Source organism: Thermaurantimonas aggregans (assembly GCF_003851885.1).
In the GTDB taxonomy this organism is placed as follows: Bacteria; Bacteroidota; Bacteroidia; order Flavobacteriales; family Schleiferiaceae; genus Thermaurantimonas; species Thermaurantimonas aggregans.
This window is the reverse complement of record NZ_BHZE01000012.1, coordinates 21,263-41,052: the sequence shown is the minus strand read 5'-3', so window position 1 is coordinate 41,052 and position 19,790 is coordinate 21,263. Positions and strand designations below refer to the sequence as shown.

Below are 19,790 nucleotides of genomic sequence, written 5' to 3'. Positions count from 1 at the left end.
TTACTCTTGTTTTATTTCGATTTATTAGACCATTTGTATTGTTTTGTGTTTCACTTTTGTTGCGATAAATGTTTTATCACCAATGATTCTTCAACGCCGTAACCGCACCCTTCGCCGTAGCGCTGCCATCCGCACCATGGTGGAGGAGACTGTGCTTAGACCTGCCGACTTCATAGTACCCATGTTTATCATCGAAGGGGAGAACCAAAAGGAAGAAATCCCCTCCATGCCCGGATACTACCGATACACCCTCGATCTTACCGTAGAAAAGGCCAAAGAATACTATCAAAAGGGCCTGCGTTCGGTATTGCTCTTCATCAAATGTCCGGACGAGCTGAAAGACAATACCGGCCGTGAAGCTCTGAACCCTGACGGGCTAATGCAGCGCAGTATCCGCGCTATCAAGAGTGCTGTTCCCGAGTTGGTCGTAATGACCGACGTTGCATTGGACCCATACAGCAGCTACGGACACGACGGCATTGTGCAGGATGGTGAGATTGTGAACGACGCCACGGTAGAAGTGCTGGCACAGATGGCTGTCTCGCACGCTGAGGCCGGAGCTGATTTCGTAGCTCCAAGCGACATGATGGACGGTCGCATAGGTGCTATACGCGAAGAATTGGAGCTGGCCGGCCATACAAAAACCGGCATACTTGCCTATTCGGCTAAGTATGCTTCTTGTTTTTACGGACCCTTCCGCGATGCATTGGACAGCGCTCCCGGGTTTGGCGACAAAAAGACCTACCAGATGAACCCTGCCAACCGCATCGAAGCCATTCGCGAAGTTTTGGACGACGTGGCCGAGGGGGCCGACATCGTAATGGTAAAACCTGCCATTCACTACCTCGACATCATCCGCGAGGTAAAAGAAGCAGTAACCCTACCTGTGGCTGCCTACCACGTAAGCGGGGAATACAGCATGATCAAAGCTGCTGCGGCCAATGGATGGCTCGACTATCGCTCTGCTGTGCTTGAGGCTACCCTTGCCATCAAGCGCGCCGGCGCCGACCTCATCGCCAGCTACTTCGCTCCGGAGATTATGGAGTGGATTTAGGGGTAGGGTTAAGGGTTAAAGATTTGTACTTTAACTTTTACTAAAACGATAACCTTTTCAGCGCTTTTCAATGAATTTGTCAAAATCCCCATTTTTAAATCCAACGGATTTAGAGAAGGGGCAGGGGGGTGAGTATTTTTTTGGGCTAAGGCTTTATACTTCAACTTTAACTCTTACTAAAACGAAAACCTTTTTTGCACCCATTTGCGAGTTCTGAGGGAAATACCCCCCTTTTTGCGTACGAAAGACGTAGAGAGCCGCAGATGCCGACAAAGCTCTCCTGAACTTTCGTCGGTAGGGGATGGGAGGGGTAGTAAAAAACTTCCTTCGCAATGAAAATACCTATGTTTGTACACACATCTACTTCCATATTTTCAATCAATGAATTGGATTGACTGGCTCGTCGTCATCGCAAGCATCGGTTTCATAGCCGGCTATGGCATCTGGCATACTCGTCGGGTAGCTTCTACAGTTGAATTCCTCAAAGGTGGCGACGATCGCTGGTGGAGTGTAGGCCTCTCTGTAATGGCTACGCAGGCCAGCGCCATTACTTTCCTTTCAGCCCCTGGTCTCGGTTTCGAAAGCGGATTGCGGTTCGCTCAATTTTACTTCGGTTTGCCGCTGGCCGTTTGGTTCATCAGCAGATTTTTTATCGACCCCTATTACCGCAGTCGCGTCATTACTGCCTACGAATTTCTCGAGCACCGATTCGATTTGAGAGTTCGATTGTTTACCGCCTTTCTCTTCTTGCTTCAGCGCGGCATGGCTGCAGGCATCACCGTTTATGCACCAGCTATTGTGCTCTGCGTCCTCTTCGGATGGGATTTGGCCACAACCTGTATTGTTATCGGCTTGGTGGTGATCGCTTATACTGTTTCGGGCGGTACCAAAGCTGTGTCTGTCACCCATCGCTGGCAAATGGGCATCATCTTCCTGTCGCTTTTTATTGTCTTTGGCATTTTGATCGTTCGCCTTTCTCAACTGACTGATATCACTCTCTTATGGCAAGCAGCGCGGGGCAGTGGCAGGCTCGATGTGCTCGATTGGCGCTTCGACCTCAGTACGCGCTACACTGTGTGGAGCGGTCTTTTGGGTGGCTTCTTCTTGTCGCTCAGCTACTTTGGCACCGATCAGAGCCAAGTGCAGCGCTACTTAGCCGGCACCGATGTAAGGGTGGCACGCAGAGGTCTGTACTTCAATGCCGTTTTAAAAATTCCCATGCAGCTCTTCATTTTACTCATCGGGGTAATTGTCTGGATGTTCTTTTTGGTCGAAGGGCAGCCCCTGGTATTTAATCCTCTCCTTCGACAAGAAGTGGCAACGATAGACGCTCCGGTGCTTCAAGAGTTGCAAGGGCGTTTCGAATACCTTCAAAACGATTTAAAAAGCTCTTTAAAACAAAAGTCAGCCATTTCTGCCGCCGAAGTGAGTTACAAAGCACATGAGCTGCAATCGTGTAGGAATCAATATTTGCAAGAGTTTAAAAAATCCACCGGCAAGGAGCCTCCCAAAGACACCAACTTCATCTTTTTGCACTTCGTGGTGCACTATCTGCCGCACGGACTCATCGGGCTCGTCATCGTAATGGTGCTCTCTGCTGCCATGAGCAGCACCGCCGGCGAGCTCAATGCCCTGGCTACCACCACTATGGTCGATTACATCGAGCGCTTGGGCATCAGTGCGCCTGACAGCCGGTGGAAGTTACCCCTTACGCGCCTCATCACCTTGCTCTGGGGCCTGCTGGCCATTGCCTTCTCCATCGCTGCCTCCCTGTTCGACAATCTCATTGAGATGGTCAACATCATAGGCTCGCTTTTTTACGGCACCATCTTGGGCGTATTCCTGGTTGCTTTTTTTGTCAGAAAAACCACTTCGCGCTTTCTGCTTGCCACAGCCATTCTTGCACAAGTTGGCATCCTGGTATTGCACTTTTTCAAAGATGCTTTACCCACACTACAGGTCGAATATTTGTGGTACAACCTGTTTGCTGCAGTCTTTATTTATTTGACTAATGCTGCTTATGCTGTCTTAGTAGCGAAAGGCAATTAACTCCACATTAGAGAGGGAGCTCTTCGATCAATCTTCGGCGTACACGCCCATGGAGGTAAACTTTTCGATGCGCTGGTTAATGCGCTCTTCCGGCGAGAGTTTTTCCAGCTCTTCTATGGCCGCCTTTATGTAGCGTTTTACCGTTTCGAAGGTCGTTTCCTGGTCGGTATGTGCCCCGCCGAGAGGCTCCGGAATGATGCCGTCGATCAGCTTGTGTTCGAGCATGTCTTTGGCCGTGAGTTTCAGTGCTTCAGCCGCTTTTTCCTTAAAATTCCAACTGCGCCACAGGATAGACGAACAGCTTTCGGGCGAAATCACCGAATACCACGTATTTTCAAGCATGTACACGCGATCGCCCACCCCTATGCCTAAGGCTCCACCTGAAGCCCCTTCACCGATGATGATGCAGATGATGGGAACTTTCAGCATACTCATTTCCAATAGATTACGCGCAATTGCTTCCCCCTGTCCGCGTTCTTCGGCTTCCAGGCCAGGATAGGCTCCCGGCGTGTCGATGATGGTCACCACCGGCTTGCCAAATTTTTCGGCCATTTTCATTAGGCGCAGAGCTTTGCGGTAGCCTTCTGGATTAGCCATACCGAAGTTACGGTATTGGCGCATCTTTGTGTTGATGCCTTTTTGCTGGCCGATAAACATGACTCCCTTGCCATCGAGCAGTCCCCAGCCACCCACCATGGCTTTGTCGTCTTTTACCCCGCGGTCGCCATGTAGTTCCAGAAACTTTCCTCCGGTCAGATAGTTGATGTAGGCCAGAGTGTAGGGTCTATTGGGATGCCGGCTCAGCTGCACCCGCTGCCAGGCCGTCAGGTTTTCGTGTATGTGTTTGCGTGTTTCGATCAGTCGTCGCTTGAGTTCGTCTATAGTGGCTGTCATATCCACCTTAGTCTCTTCTTGCAGTTGCAAGGCTTTGGCGATTTGCTCTTCTATTTCTTTTACAGGTAGTTCGAAGTCTAGGTAATCCATAGGGATTCGAGTCGTTTAAAAAAGTGGCGAAAGGTATAAAAAGTCCGCCATTCCACTCTGACCTCTAGGTCTGATCTTTGCCTATTTCATTTTAGTTTTTTAACTAATTGAAAAACAAAATATTAAGATCGTTTAGACTCTGTTCTTTCATTGATCATTTTGCGCAAGGTGGAAAACAGTACATGCGAAAAGCACAGATAAAAAACATTTTTGTAAAGCAAAGAGACTACACTACGTGAAATATGACCTTTGGGACTGGAAAATCTGGGAAAATCAGGTGCTTAGAAGAAAAATTTTTATCAGCCTACACAAAAAGATCTATGTAGTATAAGTGCAGTGTAATCACAGCTAAATCGCTACATAACAAGTAAATACAAAAAAATAATGTTCAGATAATATACGGAATGTTTACAAAAATTAATAAGAAAAATATGAACTAAAATTTCATTTTTTAAAAAAGTTTATTTTGTAAAAAATTGTTATTCAAGCATATTAAAAAAACAAAAAAATTTCACTCGAAAAAAATTTCGTAAAAAAATTGAGGTATTTTAACAAGTTTGACATTAAGCATATATTAATTGATTCGTAACCTTGCTCAAATTTTACCCACATGAAAAAAGTCTATCTCTTGGCCTTCTTGGCCATCTTTTCATGGCTTACACAAGCACAACCCCTCACGGGCATTAAAACCATACCCGGGGATTATGCGTCCATAGCAGCAGCCGTCACTGACCTCAACACACAAGGCGTTGGCTCTGGTGGTGTAACTTTTAATGTTGCTGCAGGACATACGGAAACAATCTCTGCAACAATTGTTTTAACTGCAACTGGTACAGCAGCTAATCCAATTGTTTTTCAAAAATCAGGTACCGGTGCTAATCCACTTATTACAGCATATTCAGGAGGAACAGGTACACCAGGTTCAGCTACTCCAGATGGAATTTGGGCATTATCTGGGTCTGATTATGTTACTATTGATGGAATTGATCTGGTAGACCCAAATACGACCAATCCTGCTACAATGGAATTTGGCTATGGTTTATTCAAAGCTTCTGCAATTGATGGATGCCAATATGTTACAATTAAAAATTGTACAATCACTTTAAACAAAGTTAACAATGCCAGCGGTTCAGGACCGATGGTAGAAGGTTCGGTGGGTATTCTTGTTATAAATTCAACAAGGACAGCTGCCACTACAGCTTTAACTCCTACTGCTTCGTTAGGCTCGAATTCATTTAATTCATTTTATGCTAACACAATCCAAAATTGTAATTATGGAATTGCTCTTAGTGGTTTTGCTGCTACCTCTGGAGTGGGTCCTTCGCCTAATCCAGCCACATTTTTGGGTGATATGAACAATGATATTGGTGGAACTTCTTCGTCTACAGGAAACACAATACTAAACTACGGCGGTGCTCCAAGTGCCACTAACCCCGCTGCTGGTATTAGAGCTAATAACCAATGGAGTATAAATATTTCCTATAACACGGTTAACAACAACGATGGCAGTGGTGTTAACCACGTTTCTACTTTAAGAGGAATTTTTGCTCAAGCAGGAACTAGTGCTAACGCCACTATTAATTATAATAACGTTACTATTAAAGGCGGTGGAACTACGCAGCAGGTTGCTGCTATTGAAAGTGGAATAGGTGGCACCCCTGCAGGCAACACGGTTTCCATCAGCAATAATACAATTACCGGCGAATATCTTACAGCTACTACTGGTGTGTTTTATGGTATTTTTAATAATGGAGTAGCACCTGCGACTTTGAATATTCAGAACAATACTGTTCAAAATTTAAATTACAGCTCTGGTAGCCTGGCTGGATCAGGAGCGGTTTATCCTATTTATACAACTGGAACTAATTCTGCTTCTACTTTTAATATTACAGGAAATACAGTAAATAATATCACCCGAACCGGAACTACAGGTGGAACTACCATAGGGATCTTTGCGTCTACAGGCACGAGTGGTATGACATATAATGTAAACAACAATACTGTTTCCAATATGAGTATTAGTGGAACGGGTAGCTCAAGCATAATGTATGGAATACAAACAGCTACAGGAACTATTACCGTTAATAACAATAATGTTTATAATCTGCAATGTACCAAAACATCTGGCACAGGCGCATTATATGGTATTTTCAATATAGCATCTCCGACCAATGAAACAGTAAACAACAATACTGTTTACGATTTAACGCATAATGGAACAGGTATAGTTTATGGTATTTACCATTTTACAACTACTGGTACTCGTACAATGTCAGGAAATACTGTATATAATATAACTGGTGCAGGAACTACCATAGCAGGTATTGTAAATGCAGCCAGCTCTCCAACAGTATTTAATAATCGTATATATAACATTCAAAGCACAAATAATACTAGTCCAACGGTTTCCGGTATTTTATTAACTTCTGTTTCGAGCGGAAATGCAATATTTTATAATAATTTTATAAGTGAAATAAAAGCACCTAATGCAAGCACAAACACAGTTACAAGCCCAGCAGTCAGAGGTATTAACATCACTAGTACTTCAACATCAACAAATGTTCATCTTTACTATAATACAGTTTATTTAAATGCAAGTTCCTCAGGAACAAATTTTGGCTCTGCTGCAATTTTTCATACAGCGAATGCAACAGCTACTACTTCAAATCTGACGATGAGAAATAACATTTTTGTTAATAATTCCACTCCAAATGGTACAGGAAGGACCGTTGCTTATCAGTGCTCATCTACAAATTTAGCGAATTATAATAGCGCGTCTAATAATAACCTCTTTTATGCTGGAACAGTATCTACAACAAATTTAATATTCTATGATGGTACAAATTCAGACCAGACAATCGCAGAATATAAGACAAGAGTTGCACCACGAGATGGGAATTCATTTACGGAGGATCCACCCTTTGTCAATGTCACTACCCCACCATACGATTTACAAATTCAGACGACTGTTCCTACACAAATCGAGAGCGGAGGGGTACCGATTACAGTGCCGGTTGCTATTACTACCGACTACTTCAGCACTACCCGAAATGCCACTTCGCCTGATGTGGGGGCACATGAAGGTGCATTTACAATTCTAGATTTAACTCCGCCAAGTATCTCTTATACAGTATTAGGGAATGGAATTGTGGCTGCTACTAGAACGTTTAATAATGTTACAATTACCGATCCAAGTGGGGTAAATACAGCCAGTGGAACCAAACCAAGAGTTTATTACAAAAAATCTACGGATGCCAACACTTTTGCCGGTAATACATCTGCTGACAATGGCTGGAAATTTGTGGAGGCCTCAAATACTTCTTCACCCTTTAATTTTACCATTGATTATACAATCCTCAACGGTGGAAGTGTTTCTGTAGGCGATGTTATTCAATATTTTGTAGTAGCGCAGGATTTAGCGACCACTCCTAATGTGGGTATTAATTCTGGAACATTTGCATCTACACCATCATCAGTTTCTCTTACAGCGGCTAACTTTCCGATTACGGGTACAATCAATCAATTTAATATCGCTATTCCATTATCAGGAACGGTGACCGTAGGTACCGGAGGTACGTACTCAACATTAACAGGTACTAGTGGTCTTTTTGATGCTATTAATAATGCTTTATTAGGTGGCAATTTGATTGCGGAAGTAATTTCAGACATCACAGAGCCAGGTACGATAGCTTTAAATGAAATAGCAGAAGTTTCCCCGGGTGGATATACGCTGACCATCCGTCCCGATGCGGCTACACTGCGAAATATTACTGGAAATATCGCCAATGGTCTTATCCGCCTCAATGGCGCTGATCGCGTTATTATTGACGGGCGATTTAGTGGAAGTGGTAATTACTTTTCCTTTATCAACAACAACAACACGGCTAGTGCGGCTACTATTTGGGTGAATTCGGTCAATGCATCAAATCCTGCTACAGATATTACCATTCGAAATATTACAGCAAAGGGAGGAGGTGCATCTACTTTAGCGGCTATTGTTGTTTCAGGTTCCACATTAGGTGGGGTTGCTGAGACGGATAATACCAATATTCAAATCCGTGAAACAGTGACTGAACGCGCTCAATATGGTATTGCTGTTGTCGGGCCAACATCAGGTCAAACAAATCTGGTGGTAGAGGGTAATACCGTTGGTTCTACTGTGGCTGCTGATAAAATCAGTTTTCAGGGCATGTTTATCTCCAATCAAAACGGTGCCCTGATACAAGGCAATACAGTATCAGGAATTTCCAGTCCTAATAATGACAACAACTCATCGGGAATTACCATCGCGGGCAACACCACCAACACAGTAGTAAATGCCAACATATTAAACGATATCGTAAATTCAAACACGAGTGGATGGGGAACTTCCGGAATACGACTTTCCTCTACTTCCACAGCAAGCAATACCCGCATAACCAACAACGTCATTTATAATGTAAGAGGATATGGTTGGGCTAGTAATATTACTGACAACGGTCATGGGATTCGAATTACGGCAGGTGGAGGCTATACCATAGCCTACAATAGTGTAAATCTAGCTACCAATCAAACTATAGCCGGACAGTCTTCGGCTATATTGATTTCATCTGGAAGCAACCTCGATATTCGAAACAATGTGTTTGTAAATACTCAAACCACCGGTACCAGATATGCAATCTTTTCATCTGTGGCAAATACCGCCTACTCACAGATTAATTTCAACAACTATTTCTCTACCCAGCATTTAGGTTATTTAACTTCAAACCGGACCTCCCTCTCCGATTGGCAAACCGCTACCAACCAGGATGGTATGTCGATAGTCCGTGATCCCAACTTTACGTCATCTACCAATCTGCTGCCTACGGACTTCAACGGCTACTTTGCACAGCCCATCAGCGGTATCACTACAGATATCAACGGTAGTACGCGCAGTACTGCTGCACCGGCCAAAGGTGCCTTCGAGGGCACTGTACCAGGCGTATGGCTGGGCAGCACATCTGCCTGGACCAATACAGCTAACTGGAGCGATGGCAGTGTGCCGGGTGCCTCTACGATGGTGGCTGTAATCAATTCTACCGTTACTCAGCCTGAGATCACCACCGCTGTAACAAACACCAATTTCATGGGAATTGCTTCCGGCTGCACACTCACTGTTTCCAATGGAGGTGCTCTGACAACTGATTCGTTGCGTTTGTTTGGAAATATTACGCTCGACGCATCAGCCTCGGGCTATGGTTCGCTGATAGAAAGTGTAGTGACCGGCACAGGTACCATCAGCCGCCGTATGTATCTGAACGCTTCCACACCACCCAACAACGGCCGCTGGTACACCATCGGATCGCCCTTTGCCGTGCCCATCAATCAGCTGCACGACGGCACCAGCGAGTTTGATGTAACCAATGCCACGGAGTCGCCCTTCAGAATATGGAATGCCGGTACCGGCGACTATGAACTGCCTACCGGCTCGACCATGCCCTTTGAGCGCGGTCGCGGTTATGTAGCCTTCTTTGGCGAATTTGTAGGCAGCACCTTCATCCGTCCGGTACCCGGCAACATCACTGTAACCGGCAACTACGGCAACGCAGCCAACGTGACCAGATTGCTGGGCTACACGTCATCACCGACCTTCCCGACCATCGACGGCCCTACAGATGGATGGAACCTGCTGGCCAACCCTTATCTGAGTTCTTACGACTGGAATGGTCAGACCCTCGGTCCCAATACCGGCGGGGCCATCTACGTTCGCAATGCGGCAAACACCGGCTGGGTGACTTGGAATACCTCAGAGACCACCAACCGCCGGTACATACCTCCCATGCAGGGCTTCTGGATCAGAACGACCCTATCGGAAAATCTGACCTTTGACATCGCTCAAAGAAGTACCAACAGCACTCAAGTCATCGAAAAGCCATCGGCTCAGGAAGTACTCACCCGCATAAAGGTGACCAATACCGCCACCGGTCATGACGACCGCGCCGTCATCAGTTTCCACAACGATGGGTCAGCCGGCTTCGACCGTCTGCTCGATGGCTACAAGCTGCGCAACGATGCCGGTATGCACAATGTATATAGCCGCAGCCAAAATCTGTCGTTAGCACTGAACTACCTGCCGGCCTTCAGTGGCACAGCCAGCGTACCGGTGTGGTTTGAAAACGACCAGCAGGGCACCTACACCTTCGCCATCAACCGCGACGACATCGATCCGAGCATCGAAATCACCTTAGAAGACAAGCAGACCAATGCGACTTTCACCTTCCAGAGCAGCCAGAGCGTCTATACCTTCACCCACACCCCACAGATGGGCAAGGATCGCTTCATACTGCACTACAACAAAGTGAACATCGGCCAGGACGAATACACCGCTCGCGGTGGCATCAAGGGCTTACAGGCCTGGTACTTCGACGGCCGCATCAATCTGAAGTCACTTGGCTTTCACGGCCCGGTAACTGCCCGCTTGGTGGACGTAAGCGGCAAGCGCATTGCCGAGGAAGTAGTGACCATCAGCACCGGCGAGCTCACCCGCTGGAATGTACCAAGCCTGAAACCGGGCGTGTACATGGTACAGCTCATCACCCGCGAAGGTCAAACCATTGTGAAGTTTGTGTACTAATCTTAAAATATTCAAGGATATGAAAAAGTTAGCATTCGCCCTGATAGCCCTGATGCCTGTCTTTCTGATGGCTCAGCCGGGTATGCCCAACAATCCGACACCCATCGATGGCCTCATCGGCTTGTTAGCAGCTGCTGGCGTCACGTTTGGCATCAGCGAGTACTCCCGCCGTCGTCGCAATCGAGACTAAGCACACTTCATAGGCATAAGTTTGTTTCATCATCCCACCTTAGGCTTTGGCTGAGGGTGGGATTTTTTATTGCCGCGGATGAGCGTGGATTTGTTCTTTGCGGATGAGCGCGGATATAAGCCTCGGATATCATACGCGGATTTTTATGCAGATATACGCAGATATGTTCTCTGAGTAATGCTTTTTTAGGGCTTTTGAGCTTAAATGTTCACTTTGACTAAAACTAAATCTTTTTTTAGTGCTTCTCTGAGAGTTCTGTGGGGGACACCTCCCTCTTTGCGTCCGATGGACCTGGAGAGCCGCAGGTGCCGATAAAGCTCTTCAGAGCTTTCGTTGGTAGGGGTTTGGGGGGTGTGTGTTTATTAGCTTAAGGCTTTGTCAAAGCCTAAATAACGTTGACTTTAAGTTTTACTAAAACTAAAACTTTCTTTGCCACGCTGCGAGATCAGCGTGAAAGAGATATATCAAATCTTACCTTTTACCAGATCCTTCGAGAGACCGTCGTCGATACAAAAGTGTTGGATAAACTGAGCGTAGAACTGAATAGCGGCCAAGTAATCGTCAATGCCCACGCGCTCGTTGATGCCGTGTATGCGCGGCAAATCCTCAGCCAGAAGCAAGATGGGATTGAACCGATATACATGTGTACTGATTCCGGTGAAATGACGCGCATCGGTTGCCCCAAGCACCAAATACGGCGATACAATCGCCTTTGGAAAGGTCGTTTTCACTACCCCTGCCAATTGACGAAACACCTGATCGTCGTAAGGCGATGCCTTGCTGCCAGGTGTATAGGGAGCATCCTGAATTGGGCGTATGACAATCGAACTATCGCTTATGAGTGCACGCAAGCGGTCGATGATCATGCTGTCGGTATGGCCGGGTAAGAGCCTGAAATTGTAAACCGCACGCGCCAAGTTGGGAATGACGTTGTCTTTTACGCCACCGCTTACAATGGTTGGCACTTGTGTGGTACGCAGCATAGCTGCCCCCTGCGCTGATTTTGAAAAGGTTTTAAAAATCAAAGGTTTAAACAGCCAGGTATTGGCAAAAGCCATGTTGGCCGGAAATTGCATGTGCGGACCCATGCATTCGATAAAACCCCTGACCGGATCTGAAATCTCAAATGGCATCGGATGTTCGTTGATTCGATGCATGGCTTCTGTTAAAACCGATAGCGTATTGTTCCGCTCGGGCATAGAGGAGTGTCCACCGGCACCTTTTACCAGCAGTTCGACGCTTAGGTAGCCTTTTTCGGCAGTGCCGATGAGAGCGGTGACATCATCTACACCCGGCACCAGTCCTTGTCCCAGGGTGCCTCCTTCGTCAAGAACTAGTGCTGGCCGAATGTTGCGCTTCTCAAACAGTTTTACTACTTGCACCGCACCATCGTCACCACCGATCTCTTCGTCGTGGCCGAGAGATATGAGGAGTGAGCGCTTTGGGCGCATTCCGTAGGATAGGAGGTTTTCTACCGTTTCGAGTATTGCAATACAGGGTGTCTTGTTGTCAATCGCTCCACGACCGTATACGTAGCCATTTACCGTATCGCCTGAAAAAGGCCCTGCATCCCATCGGTTGAGCGTTGTGGCCTCTACGGGGACGACATCGTAATGACCCATCAACACAATGGGGTCAAGGCTGGGATCGGTTCCCTGCCAAGTGAAGAGCAAAGTGAAATCGTTGACAGTATCGACCCTCAGCTCTGCAAAAACCTTTGGAAAACTCTTGCCAAGAAAGGCGAGAAATCCCTGAAACGCCTCAAGGTCCATCATTTCTCTGCGATGGCTGATGGTGGGGTAGGTGAGGGCTTCTCTGAGCTTATTGATGGCTGCCTCTTCGTCTATTATCCACTCCACTGGTAGGGTGGATGGTGTTATGTCGTCTAAAGGCGAGTGAAAGCGCAACGTGCGCCATATCACCACACTTATGAGCAATACAAGAGCAACCAGAAGAACCAAAAGCAGCTTTTTCATTTTTTACAGGCTGTAGAGGATTCCGAGATATTCGTGTAAAGCTGTTTCAGAAATGCGCAGATTGTTGGCTGAAGGCAGTATGTCCGAAATCCAGAATTTCCCGGATTTGATTCGAAAATCGGTGGGTGCAGGGATCACGTCGATGCCCAGCTTTCTGAAGTTGCGCACCGCTCGGGGCATATGCCATGCACTGGTTACCAGCACTAGGGGCTTCTTTGTACCGAATTGAAGCTTAAAGACCTCCGCTTCTTGTTTAGTATCCCTTGATTCGTATTGAATTTTTATGCGGTCTTTCGGGAAGTAATCTTTCACAATGGCCAATCCGTAATCTGCCACATCACAAGTTCCCCTCCAGCTAGTACCGCTGAGTACGATGGTTGTATTAGGATACATCTGAGCGATGCGAATGCCTTCAAACACCCGTCGCAAGGCGCTTTCGTCGAGTCGTTCGTATTCGCTGTGGCCTGAGGTATTGCAGCCGCCACCGAGCACCAGCACGTAGGCATCATGCTTGTCTTCGGGCAGAGCCTGGAAGGTTTCGTACTGGTTTTCCAAAGGCTTCATCAGCAGCCATGCTCCCGGTCGGGTACTAACCAGCCAAAACAGTACGACCAGCCAAAATACCCATTTGCGCGCCCCCCTAAAATTTCGAAGGCTGAAAATGGAAAAAACCAAAAGCAGTATGCCCAGCAGGGGAGTCAGCATCAGAAAGGCTTTAATAAACTTTTTGACGAACATGTGTGAATGCGCTTTTGCCTACTACAAACGTATGCGATTTTTTAATGCTAAACGTAAGGTACTTCGGATATTTGAACAAAACTAGTCACATGCGCCTGAGACGAATGCCTCCGTTGGTTACCCAACTCCTGAGCAGCGCCCTTACCAAACTGCCTCACCCAGAGAAAAAGGCAGTTTATCTGACTTTTGACGATGGGCCACATCCCGAAATAACTCCCTGGGTAATAGAACAGTTAGCTCAGCACCATGCCAGGGCAACCTTTTTCCTTATAGGGCAAAATATGGATAAATATCCTGATCTTTCGGTCGATTGGTACCGCTCACATGGACATGCTGTAGGCCATCATACCTACAATCACCTCAATGGTTTAAAGACTTCAAGCGCTGTGTATTACGAAAATGTGGAAAAATGCGCCCGAATGGTCGGCTCCGACCTCTTCAGACCGCCCTATGGCAAGATGAAACCCTCGCAATACCTACACTTGGCAAAAAGATATCAGATTGTACTCTGGCATCTGGTAACCTACGACTTCGACAAGGCAGTGACCCCAAAAAGCATTGTGGAGCACGTGTCGCTCAATGCTGAAAACGGCTCCATCATTGTGTTTCACGACTCCGAAAAAGCTTATGGTAATCTGAAAAAATCATTGCCCGAAGTGCTCAAAGTGCTGCATGAAAGAGGATTTGAATTTGAGGTATTACAGAATATTTTCGCAAAAAAGCTGTAAAAGAGATGTAACATGAAAGCTGCAAAAAGCTTGATACTGCTTTTTTTATAGCGTTTTCACATTTTGCATTCGGCCAATCAATGGCTTCAAAGACTGAAGCGATAACCAATTTGGCACAAGCTAAAAGGATTTTCAATCAATTTTTCAGAGATTCTAATGCTTCGCTTGACGATTACGGCAACGTATATTTAGGGGGAGGCTCAGCTGGTGACGGACATTGTCTTTTTAGAATCACAGATGTCCATTTCGACATCGAATTACGACCTCAAGAGCCGGGTTGTGCGGATATATGTGATGAGCGAGTAATCTTTCACATTCAGTGTCGTAGATCTGCCTGCATACGAGACCCATGGATGGAATCAATATTTTATGGTTCGGTAGAATCAGTCGATGAACTGTTAAAAAAATCAACCGATTGCCAAACCGTGATGTTTTACGGCGATGTAAAGGCTGGTAAAGCTGCTTTTGAAGCCCTTAAACGCATTAAAGACTTCTTCCACAGGGAAGCATGTATGACGCAATAAAAAAACCTGCCGCTTGCAAGCGGCAGGTTTTTTTGAGTAGGGTTATAAGAATTATTCTTCCGTGATTTCAGGCACTTCGATGTTGGTAAACACAAAGTCGGTACCGTCGTGGTCGAGTAAGATGACGCTCTCAGGAGTGACGCGACCGGCTAAGATCTCTTTGCTCAGCTGATTGAGCACGCGCTTCTGAATGACGCGCTTCACCGGCCGGGCACCAAACTGCGGATCGTAGCCTACTTCGGCCAGATAGCTGACGGCTGCATCGGTGTATTCCAGAGTAATATGCTGCTGCTCGAGCACCTTTTTCACCTCGTTGAGGCGCAGGCGTACGATGTCGGTCATTTGTTCACGGCTCAGCGGGGCAAACATGATGACTTCGTCGATTCGGTTCAGGAATTCTGGCCGTATGTTGCGCTTGAGCAGTTCAAAGACTTCGTCGCGCAGGCGCTCGAGAATGAATTCGCGGTTGCCGGTAGCCATCTCTTCCATACGCTCTTGTATGAGGTGTGAGCCCATGTTGGAGGTCATGATAATGATGGTGTTCTTGAAGTTTACGGTGCGGCCTTTTGAGTCGGTGAGGCGACCATCGTCGAGTACCTGAAGCAGAATGTTAAACACATCGGGGTGCGCCTTTTCGATCTCGTCGAGCAGCACAATGCTGTAAGGTCTGTGGCGCACGGCTTCGGTGAGTTGCCCCCCTTCGTCGTAGCCCACATAGCCCGGAGGCGCACCGATCAGCCGGCTCACGGTATGGCGCTCCTGGTATTCGCTCATATCGAGCCGTACCATGGCCTTTTCGTCGTTGAAGAGAATTTCAGCCAGAGCTCGGGCCAGCTCAGTCTTACCTACACCAGTAGTACCGAGGAAGATGAAGGAACCAATCGGCCGGCGCGGGTCTTGCAGTCCAGCTCGGCTTCGGCGAATGGCATCGGCTACGGCAGCAATGGCCTCATCTTGTCCCACGACGCGCTTGTGGAGCTCATCCTCCAGTCGCAGCAGCTTCTCGCGTTCGCTTTCCAGCATTTTTGAAACCGGTATGCCAGTCCAGCGCGAAACGACTTCGGCAATTTCCTGGGCATCGACTTCTTCTTTTATGAAGCGGTTGCCTTGTTCGTTCAGCTGACGCTCTGCGGCTTTGAGTTGATTTTCGACATCTTTGATTCTGCCGTAGCGAATCTCAGCCACACGGCCGTAATCGCCGGCGCGCTCGGCAGCTTCGGCTTGAATACGCAGGTCTTCGAGTTGCTTTTTCAGGCCTTGCAGATGTTCGATAGCCTCTTTTTCACGCATCCAGGCGGCATTCAGGGCAGAGCGTTTTTCGTTGAGTTCGGCCAGCTCTTCGCGGATGAGGGCGATTCTGCGCTCGTCGTTTTCGCGCTTCATAGCCTCTAGCTCGATTTCGAGCTGACGAATTTTGCGGTCGAGGTCGTCGATTTCCTCGGGTTTACTGTTGATCTGCATGCGCAGGCGCGAAGCGGCCTCGTCCATCAGGTCGATGGCCTTGTCGGGCAAGAATCGGTCAGTGATGTATCGGGTTGAAAGTTCCACAGCAGCTACGATGGCTTCGTCCTTGATGCGCACTTTGTGGTGCATTTCGTAGCGGTCTTTTATACCGCGCAGGATGGCGATGGCATCTTCGGGCTGAGGTTCATCGACCAGCACTTTCTGGAATCGGCGTTCCAGAGCTTTGTCTTTCTCGAAATACTTCTGGTATTCGCCCAAGGTGGTAGCACCTATGGCGCGCAGCTCACCACGGGCTAGAGCGGGTTTCAGGATGTTTGCGGCATCCATGGCGCCCTCTCCACCTCCGGCTCCCACGAGGGTGTGAATTTCATCGATGAAGAGTACGATCTGGCCGTCGCTCTGGGTTACTTCCTTTACTACGGCTTTCAGGCGCTCTTCAAATTCGCCTTTGTACTTCGCTCCGGCTATGAGGGCACCCATATCGAGGGCGTAAATCACTTTGTCTTTGAGGTTTTCGGGCACATCGCCATTGATGATGCGGTGTGCCATGCCTTCTACGATGGCCGTCTTACCCACACCCGGCTCACCGATCAGGATTGGGTTGTTTTTGGTACGACGTGAGAGGATTTGTAGCACACGTCTGATTTCTTCATCTCGGCCGATGACTGGGTCGAGTTTGTTTTCTCGCGCCAGAGCGTTGAGGTTTTTGGCGTATTTGCTCAGGGCATTATGGGTGTCTTCTACACTGGCTGATGTAGCCTTGCTACCCCCACGCACAGTCTGAATGGTGCGAAGCAGGTCTTTTTCAGTCACACCGGCGTCTTTCAGGATGCGCGAGGCTGTGTCGTTGCTCTTTACAATGCCGAGAAGCAAGTGTTCGAGGGTGACGTATTCATCTCCCATTTCTTTAGCCGCCTTAGTGGCATAATTCAGGGCATCAGAAATGGAGCGGCTGAAGTACGCCTCCCCACCCTGAACCTTAGGTATGCTATCGAGAGTACGACGTACAGCCTGTTCTACGGTGGCTACAGGCACACTCATCTTGCCAAGCAGCGATTTGGTAAAGCCGCTTTCTTCTTCCAGCATTGCCTGCAGCAAGTGGATGTTGTCAATTGCCTGATGGGAGCGCTCAGAAGCTATGGTGCGGGCCTCTTGCAGCACTTCCTGCGATTTTATGGTTAGATTGTTGAGATTCATATTTAAAAAGTTTTCCACAAGCTATTAACAAGGATTTATCCATTGTGAAAAACACGACAAAATGGCTGTAATTTTCACTAAAACCTATTATAAATTGTCAATTTGACACATACTAACTTAACTTCTTCGGATATAAACCTGTTTGCTCAATACAGTATAAATGTGCGCTAATCCTACAGAATTGACGAAAAATTCATTCTAAATCTTTTTTTCGGATCGGGCTCGGCAACCATTCTTCAAGAGAATATCCGTCCGCGCTTTTTCTTCATTCCGGGCTTCTCTTTAGGGACGCTTACTTCAGAAAATAAAATGCGGGAAATTGGCGTTCGATTTCATCTCGATTTGGGCTCCGGTAGTGAAAGGTGGAATAACTACATAGGCTTTATGCTGACGTTTTAATGTAGCCGAGCCAAAGGCAAATTTCTACAGAATCCCGGTTTTCTTTACTTTAGAGAAGGCCGGGATTTTTTATCCTTCCAAATCAGTACTCTGCTGCGAATCAGACTGGCAGCAATTGAAAGAGCGAGTATCAATATTAACTCAAACAAGGATTGTAAGAGAGTTAAAAAAAGCTTAGAATCTTCAATTAATAACTGATTGGTTGACAAAAAATGTTAATTATGTATTAAATTTAAATCTGTTAAATTTTTTTTATTTTTTAATAAATAATATCTTTATATTTTTGAAAATCAAAATTTATAAATTTTGAAAGCAAATTTAGACTTCAACCGGAAACTTCAACCGGAAACTTCAACCGGAAACTTCAACCGGAAACTTCAACCGGAAACTTCAACCGGAAACTTCAAATTATTTTATTCGACAGATATTTAATTAAAAAAAGTTCAAAATATATTAAATTCTTTATACTAGGTAATATACTTTTTGTGCTTTTTTTATTAGGTTGTAAAAAAAATGAAATAAATTTAGTTAATTTAAAAGATAAATCTTACTCAAGTCCATCTTTTGTTGAAAATCAAAATAATATTTATGACTCCATAGGAATTTTACATAATTTATGTCTTGATTACTTAACCACACTTGAAGGATTTGATACAATAGATTTAGGCATGAACATTAAGAATTTCTATGATAGTTATTATAATAAAGATATTGATTATCATCTAGATGGCAATATCATTGATTCATTAGCATCATTATCATGGTATTATTCCTCTTCTTCAAATTTTGATGGTTTAATTAATTTGCTAATTGAGCAATATGATTTAAGTCTAAATTTTAAATCATACTATGATGAAATTCTCAACATTTTAAATCGTGAGTACGATTTAGAAAATTTAGAAGATATAATAAACGAAATTAAATATTTAGAAAATACTATTATTAGTAGTAATAATCTAATTGATTACGAATTGAAATTAATATTGGGGATGACATCAGTATTTAGACATTCATTATTTTATTGGACAGAAATAATGAAAGGTGATATATCCAATCCTTTTTATCCTTATGTATTAAATTATATAAATTCAGACAACTTAATTTCAAACGCAAGAATTCCTTGGGGTAAAATATTAAAAGGCTTTGCCGTAGTTACAGCAGATGTAGCTGGTTACGCATGCGATTATTTAATAGGCGGCTACCTTGGAGGAGGCATTTTAGGCTATGCAGTTGGTGCATACACAGGTGGACAAATTTCAACTTATGGTTCAGCTCTTGTAAGAGAAAATTTATAAATAAAAAATTGAAGGTATGAAAAATTCGAATTTCTGTAAAAATATTGGAATTTTAATCCCAGCATTGTTTCTTGTTCAACAATTAAATGCCCAAAAAACTTTATCTGAAACGATTCCAAAGGCAACACCGGAATTTGCCTTTATACAGCTGAACATCGACAATGTAGGGTACGCTGGCTTTTACTACGGTTTTTTTAATGATTTTATTTCAGCTACGTATTTGGACGACAGAAATCGAAATCTCCTATCTGTACAAAATACCATGCAATTTGGCGCTTTCCAACAAACTTCGTCGGATGTAAACCTATTTGTCCAATACAACGTAAACTTGCGCTACTCCTACAGAATTACAGAAAAATTCTTTATAAATCTGTTTTCCGGATTGGGCTCGGCAACCATTCTTCAAGAGAATATCCGTCCGCGCTTTTTCTTCATTCCGGGCTTCTCTTTAGGGACGCTTACTTCAGAAAATAAAATGCGGGAAATTGGCGTTCGATTTCATCTCGATTTGGGCTCCGGTAGTGAAAGGTGGAATAACTACATAGGCTTTATGCTGACGTTTTAATGTAGCCGAGCCAAAGGCAAATTTCTACAGAATCC

General features: G+C 45.5%; 12 protein-coding genes. 8 read left to right on the top strand and 4 right to left on the bottom strand.

From position 1 onward, the window contains the following. Positions 1-82 precede the first annotated feature (82 nt). Together hemB and EIP89_RS06955 are read left to right on the top strand one after the other, a co-directional pair. Complete coding sequence (hemB, locus tag EIP89_RS06960) at positions 83-1,054, top strand: porphobilinogen synthase (protein WP_124397952.1); 972 nt, start codon at positions 83-85, stop codon at positions 1,052-1,054. 381 nt (positions 1,055-1,435) lie between these two features. Next, positions 1,436-3,103: a sodium:solute symporter family protein gene (locus tag EIP89_RS06955; RefSeq protein ID WP_124397951.1), complete on the top strand. Its 1,668-nt coding sequence runs from the start codon at positions 1,436-1,438 to the stop codon at positions 3,101-3,103. 27 nt (positions 3,104-3,130) lie between these two features. Here the strand turns inward: EIP89_RS06955 and EIP89_RS06950 are convergent, their stop codons facing one another. Further along, positions 3,131-4,087, bottom strand: a complete 957-nt coding sequence (locus tag EIP89_RS06950; RefSeq protein ID WP_124397950.1) for an acetyl-CoA carboxylase carboxyltransferase subunit alpha — start codon at positions 4,085-4,087, stop codon at positions 3,131-3,133. Between the two features lie 610 nt (positions 4,088-4,697). Here EIP89_RS06950 and EIP89_RS06945 point away from each other — a divergent pair. Both EIP89_RS06945 and EIP89_RS11550 read left to right on the top strand, forming a co-directional pair. Further along, positions 4,698-10,679, top strand: a complete 5,982-nt coding sequence (locus tag EIP89_RS06945; protein WP_124397949.1) for a beta strand repeat-containing protein — start codon at positions 4,698-4,700, stop codon at positions 10,677-10,679. Between the two features lie 19 nt (positions 10,680-10,698). Further along, complete coding sequence (locus tag EIP89_RS11550) at positions 10,699-10,869, top strand: PID-CTERM protein-sorting domain-containing protein (protein ID WP_170157620.1); 171 nt, start codon at positions 10,699-10,701, stop codon at positions 10,867-10,869. Positions 10,870-11,333: 464 nt separating this feature from the next. Here the strand turns inward: EIP89_RS11550 and EIP89_RS06940 are convergent, their stop codons facing one another. Together EIP89_RS06940 and EIP89_RS06935 are read right to left on the bottom strand one after the other, a co-directional pair. Next, entirely contained in the window at positions 11,334-12,845 is a 1,512-nt protein-coding gene (locus EIP89_RS06940; protein ID WP_124397948.1) for a M20/M25/M40 family metallo-hydrolase, read from the bottom strand. A gap of 3 nt (positions 12,846-12,848) precedes the next feature. Further along, complete coding sequence (locus EIP89_RS06935; RefSeq protein WP_124397947.1) at positions 12,849-13,583, bottom strand: YdcF family protein; 735 nt, start codon at positions 13,581-13,583, stop codon at positions 12,849-12,851. A gap of 89 nt (positions 13,584-13,672) precedes the next feature. Here EIP89_RS06935 and EIP89_RS06930 point away from each other — a divergent pair, with 89 nt between their 5' ends. After that, positions 13,673-14,311, top strand: a complete 639-nt coding sequence (locus EIP89_RS06930) for a polysaccharide deacetylase family protein (RefSeq protein ID WP_160160553.1) — start codon at positions 13,673-13,675, stop codon at positions 14,309-14,311. A gap of 80 nt (positions 14,312-14,391) precedes the next feature. Continuing rightward, positions 14,392-14,835, top strand: a complete 444-nt coding sequence (locus EIP89_RS06925; protein WP_124397945.1) for a hypothetical protein — start codon at positions 14,392-14,394, stop codon at positions 14,833-14,835. A 51-nt stretch (positions 14,836-14,886) separates the two neighbouring features. Here the strand turns inward: EIP89_RS06925 and clpB are convergent, their stop codons facing one another. After that, entirely contained in the window at positions 14,887-17,496 is a 2,610-nt protein-coding gene (gene clpB / locus EIP89_RS06920; RefSeq protein WP_124397944.1) for an ATP-dependent chaperone ClpB, read from the bottom strand. A gap of 884 nt (positions 17,497-18,380) precedes the next feature. Between clpB and EIP89_RS06915 the strand changes: the two genes are divergently transcribed. Both EIP89_RS06915 and EIP89_RS06910 read left to right on the top strand, forming a co-directional pair. Further along, positions 18,381-19,190, top strand: a complete 810-nt coding sequence (locus EIP89_RS06915; protein WP_124397943.1) for a hypothetical protein — start codon at positions 18,381-18,383, stop codon at positions 19,188-19,190. 16 nt (positions 19,191-19,206) lie between these two features. Next, positions 19,207-19,755: a hypothetical protein gene (locus tag EIP89_RS06910; RefSeq protein ID WP_124397942.1), complete on the top strand. Its 549-nt coding sequence runs from the start codon at positions 19,207-19,209 to the stop codon at positions 19,753-19,755. Positions 19,756-19,790: the final 35 nt, after the last annotated feature.

Bases quoted from the DNA above. Each gene is read 5' to 3' on its own strand.
- EIP89_RS06910 (WP_124397942.1), top strand. From the start codon at position 19,207: ATGAAAAATTCGAATTTCTGTAAAAATATTGGAATTTTAATCCCAGCA.
- EIP89_RS06925 (WP_124397945.1), top strand. From the start codon at position 14,392: ATGGCTTCAAAGACTGAAGCGATAACCAATTTGGCACAAGCTAAAAGG.
- EIP89_RS06945 (WP_124397949.1), top strand. From the start codon at position 4,698: ATGAAAAAAGTCTATCTCTTGGCCTTCTTGGCCATCTTTTCATGGCTT.
- EIP89_RS11550 (WP_170157620.1), top strand. From the start codon at position 10,699: ATGAAAAAGTTAGCATTCGCCCTGATAGCCCTGATGCCTGTCTTTCTG.
- EIP89_RS06955 (WP_124397951.1), top strand. From the start codon at position 1,436: ATGAATTGGATTGACTGGCTCGTCGTCATCGCAAGCATCGGTTTCATA.
- hemB (WP_124397952.1), top strand. From the start codon at position 83: ATGATTCTTCAACGCCGTAACCGCACCCTTCGCCGTAGCGCTGCCATC.
- EIP89_RS06935 (WP_124397947.1), bottom strand. From the start codon at position 13,583: ATGTTCGTCAAAAAGTTTATTAAAGCCTTTCTGATGCTGACTCCCCTG.
- EIP89_RS06940 (WP_124397948.1), bottom strand. From the start codon at position 12,845: ATGAAAAAGCTGCTTTTGGTTCTTCTGGTTGCTCTTGTATTGCTCATA.
- EIP89_RS06950 (WP_124397950.1), bottom strand. From the start codon at position 4,087: ATGGATTACCTAGACTTCGAACTACCTGTAAAAGAAATAGAAGAGCAA.
- clpB (WP_124397944.1), bottom strand. From the start codon at position 17,496: ATGAATCTCAACAATCTAACCATAAAATCGCAGGAAGTGCTGCAAGAG.
- EIP89_RS06930 (WP_160160553.1), top strand. From the start codon at position 13,673: ATGCGCCTGAGACGAATGCCTCCGTTGGTTACCCAACTCCTGAGCAGC.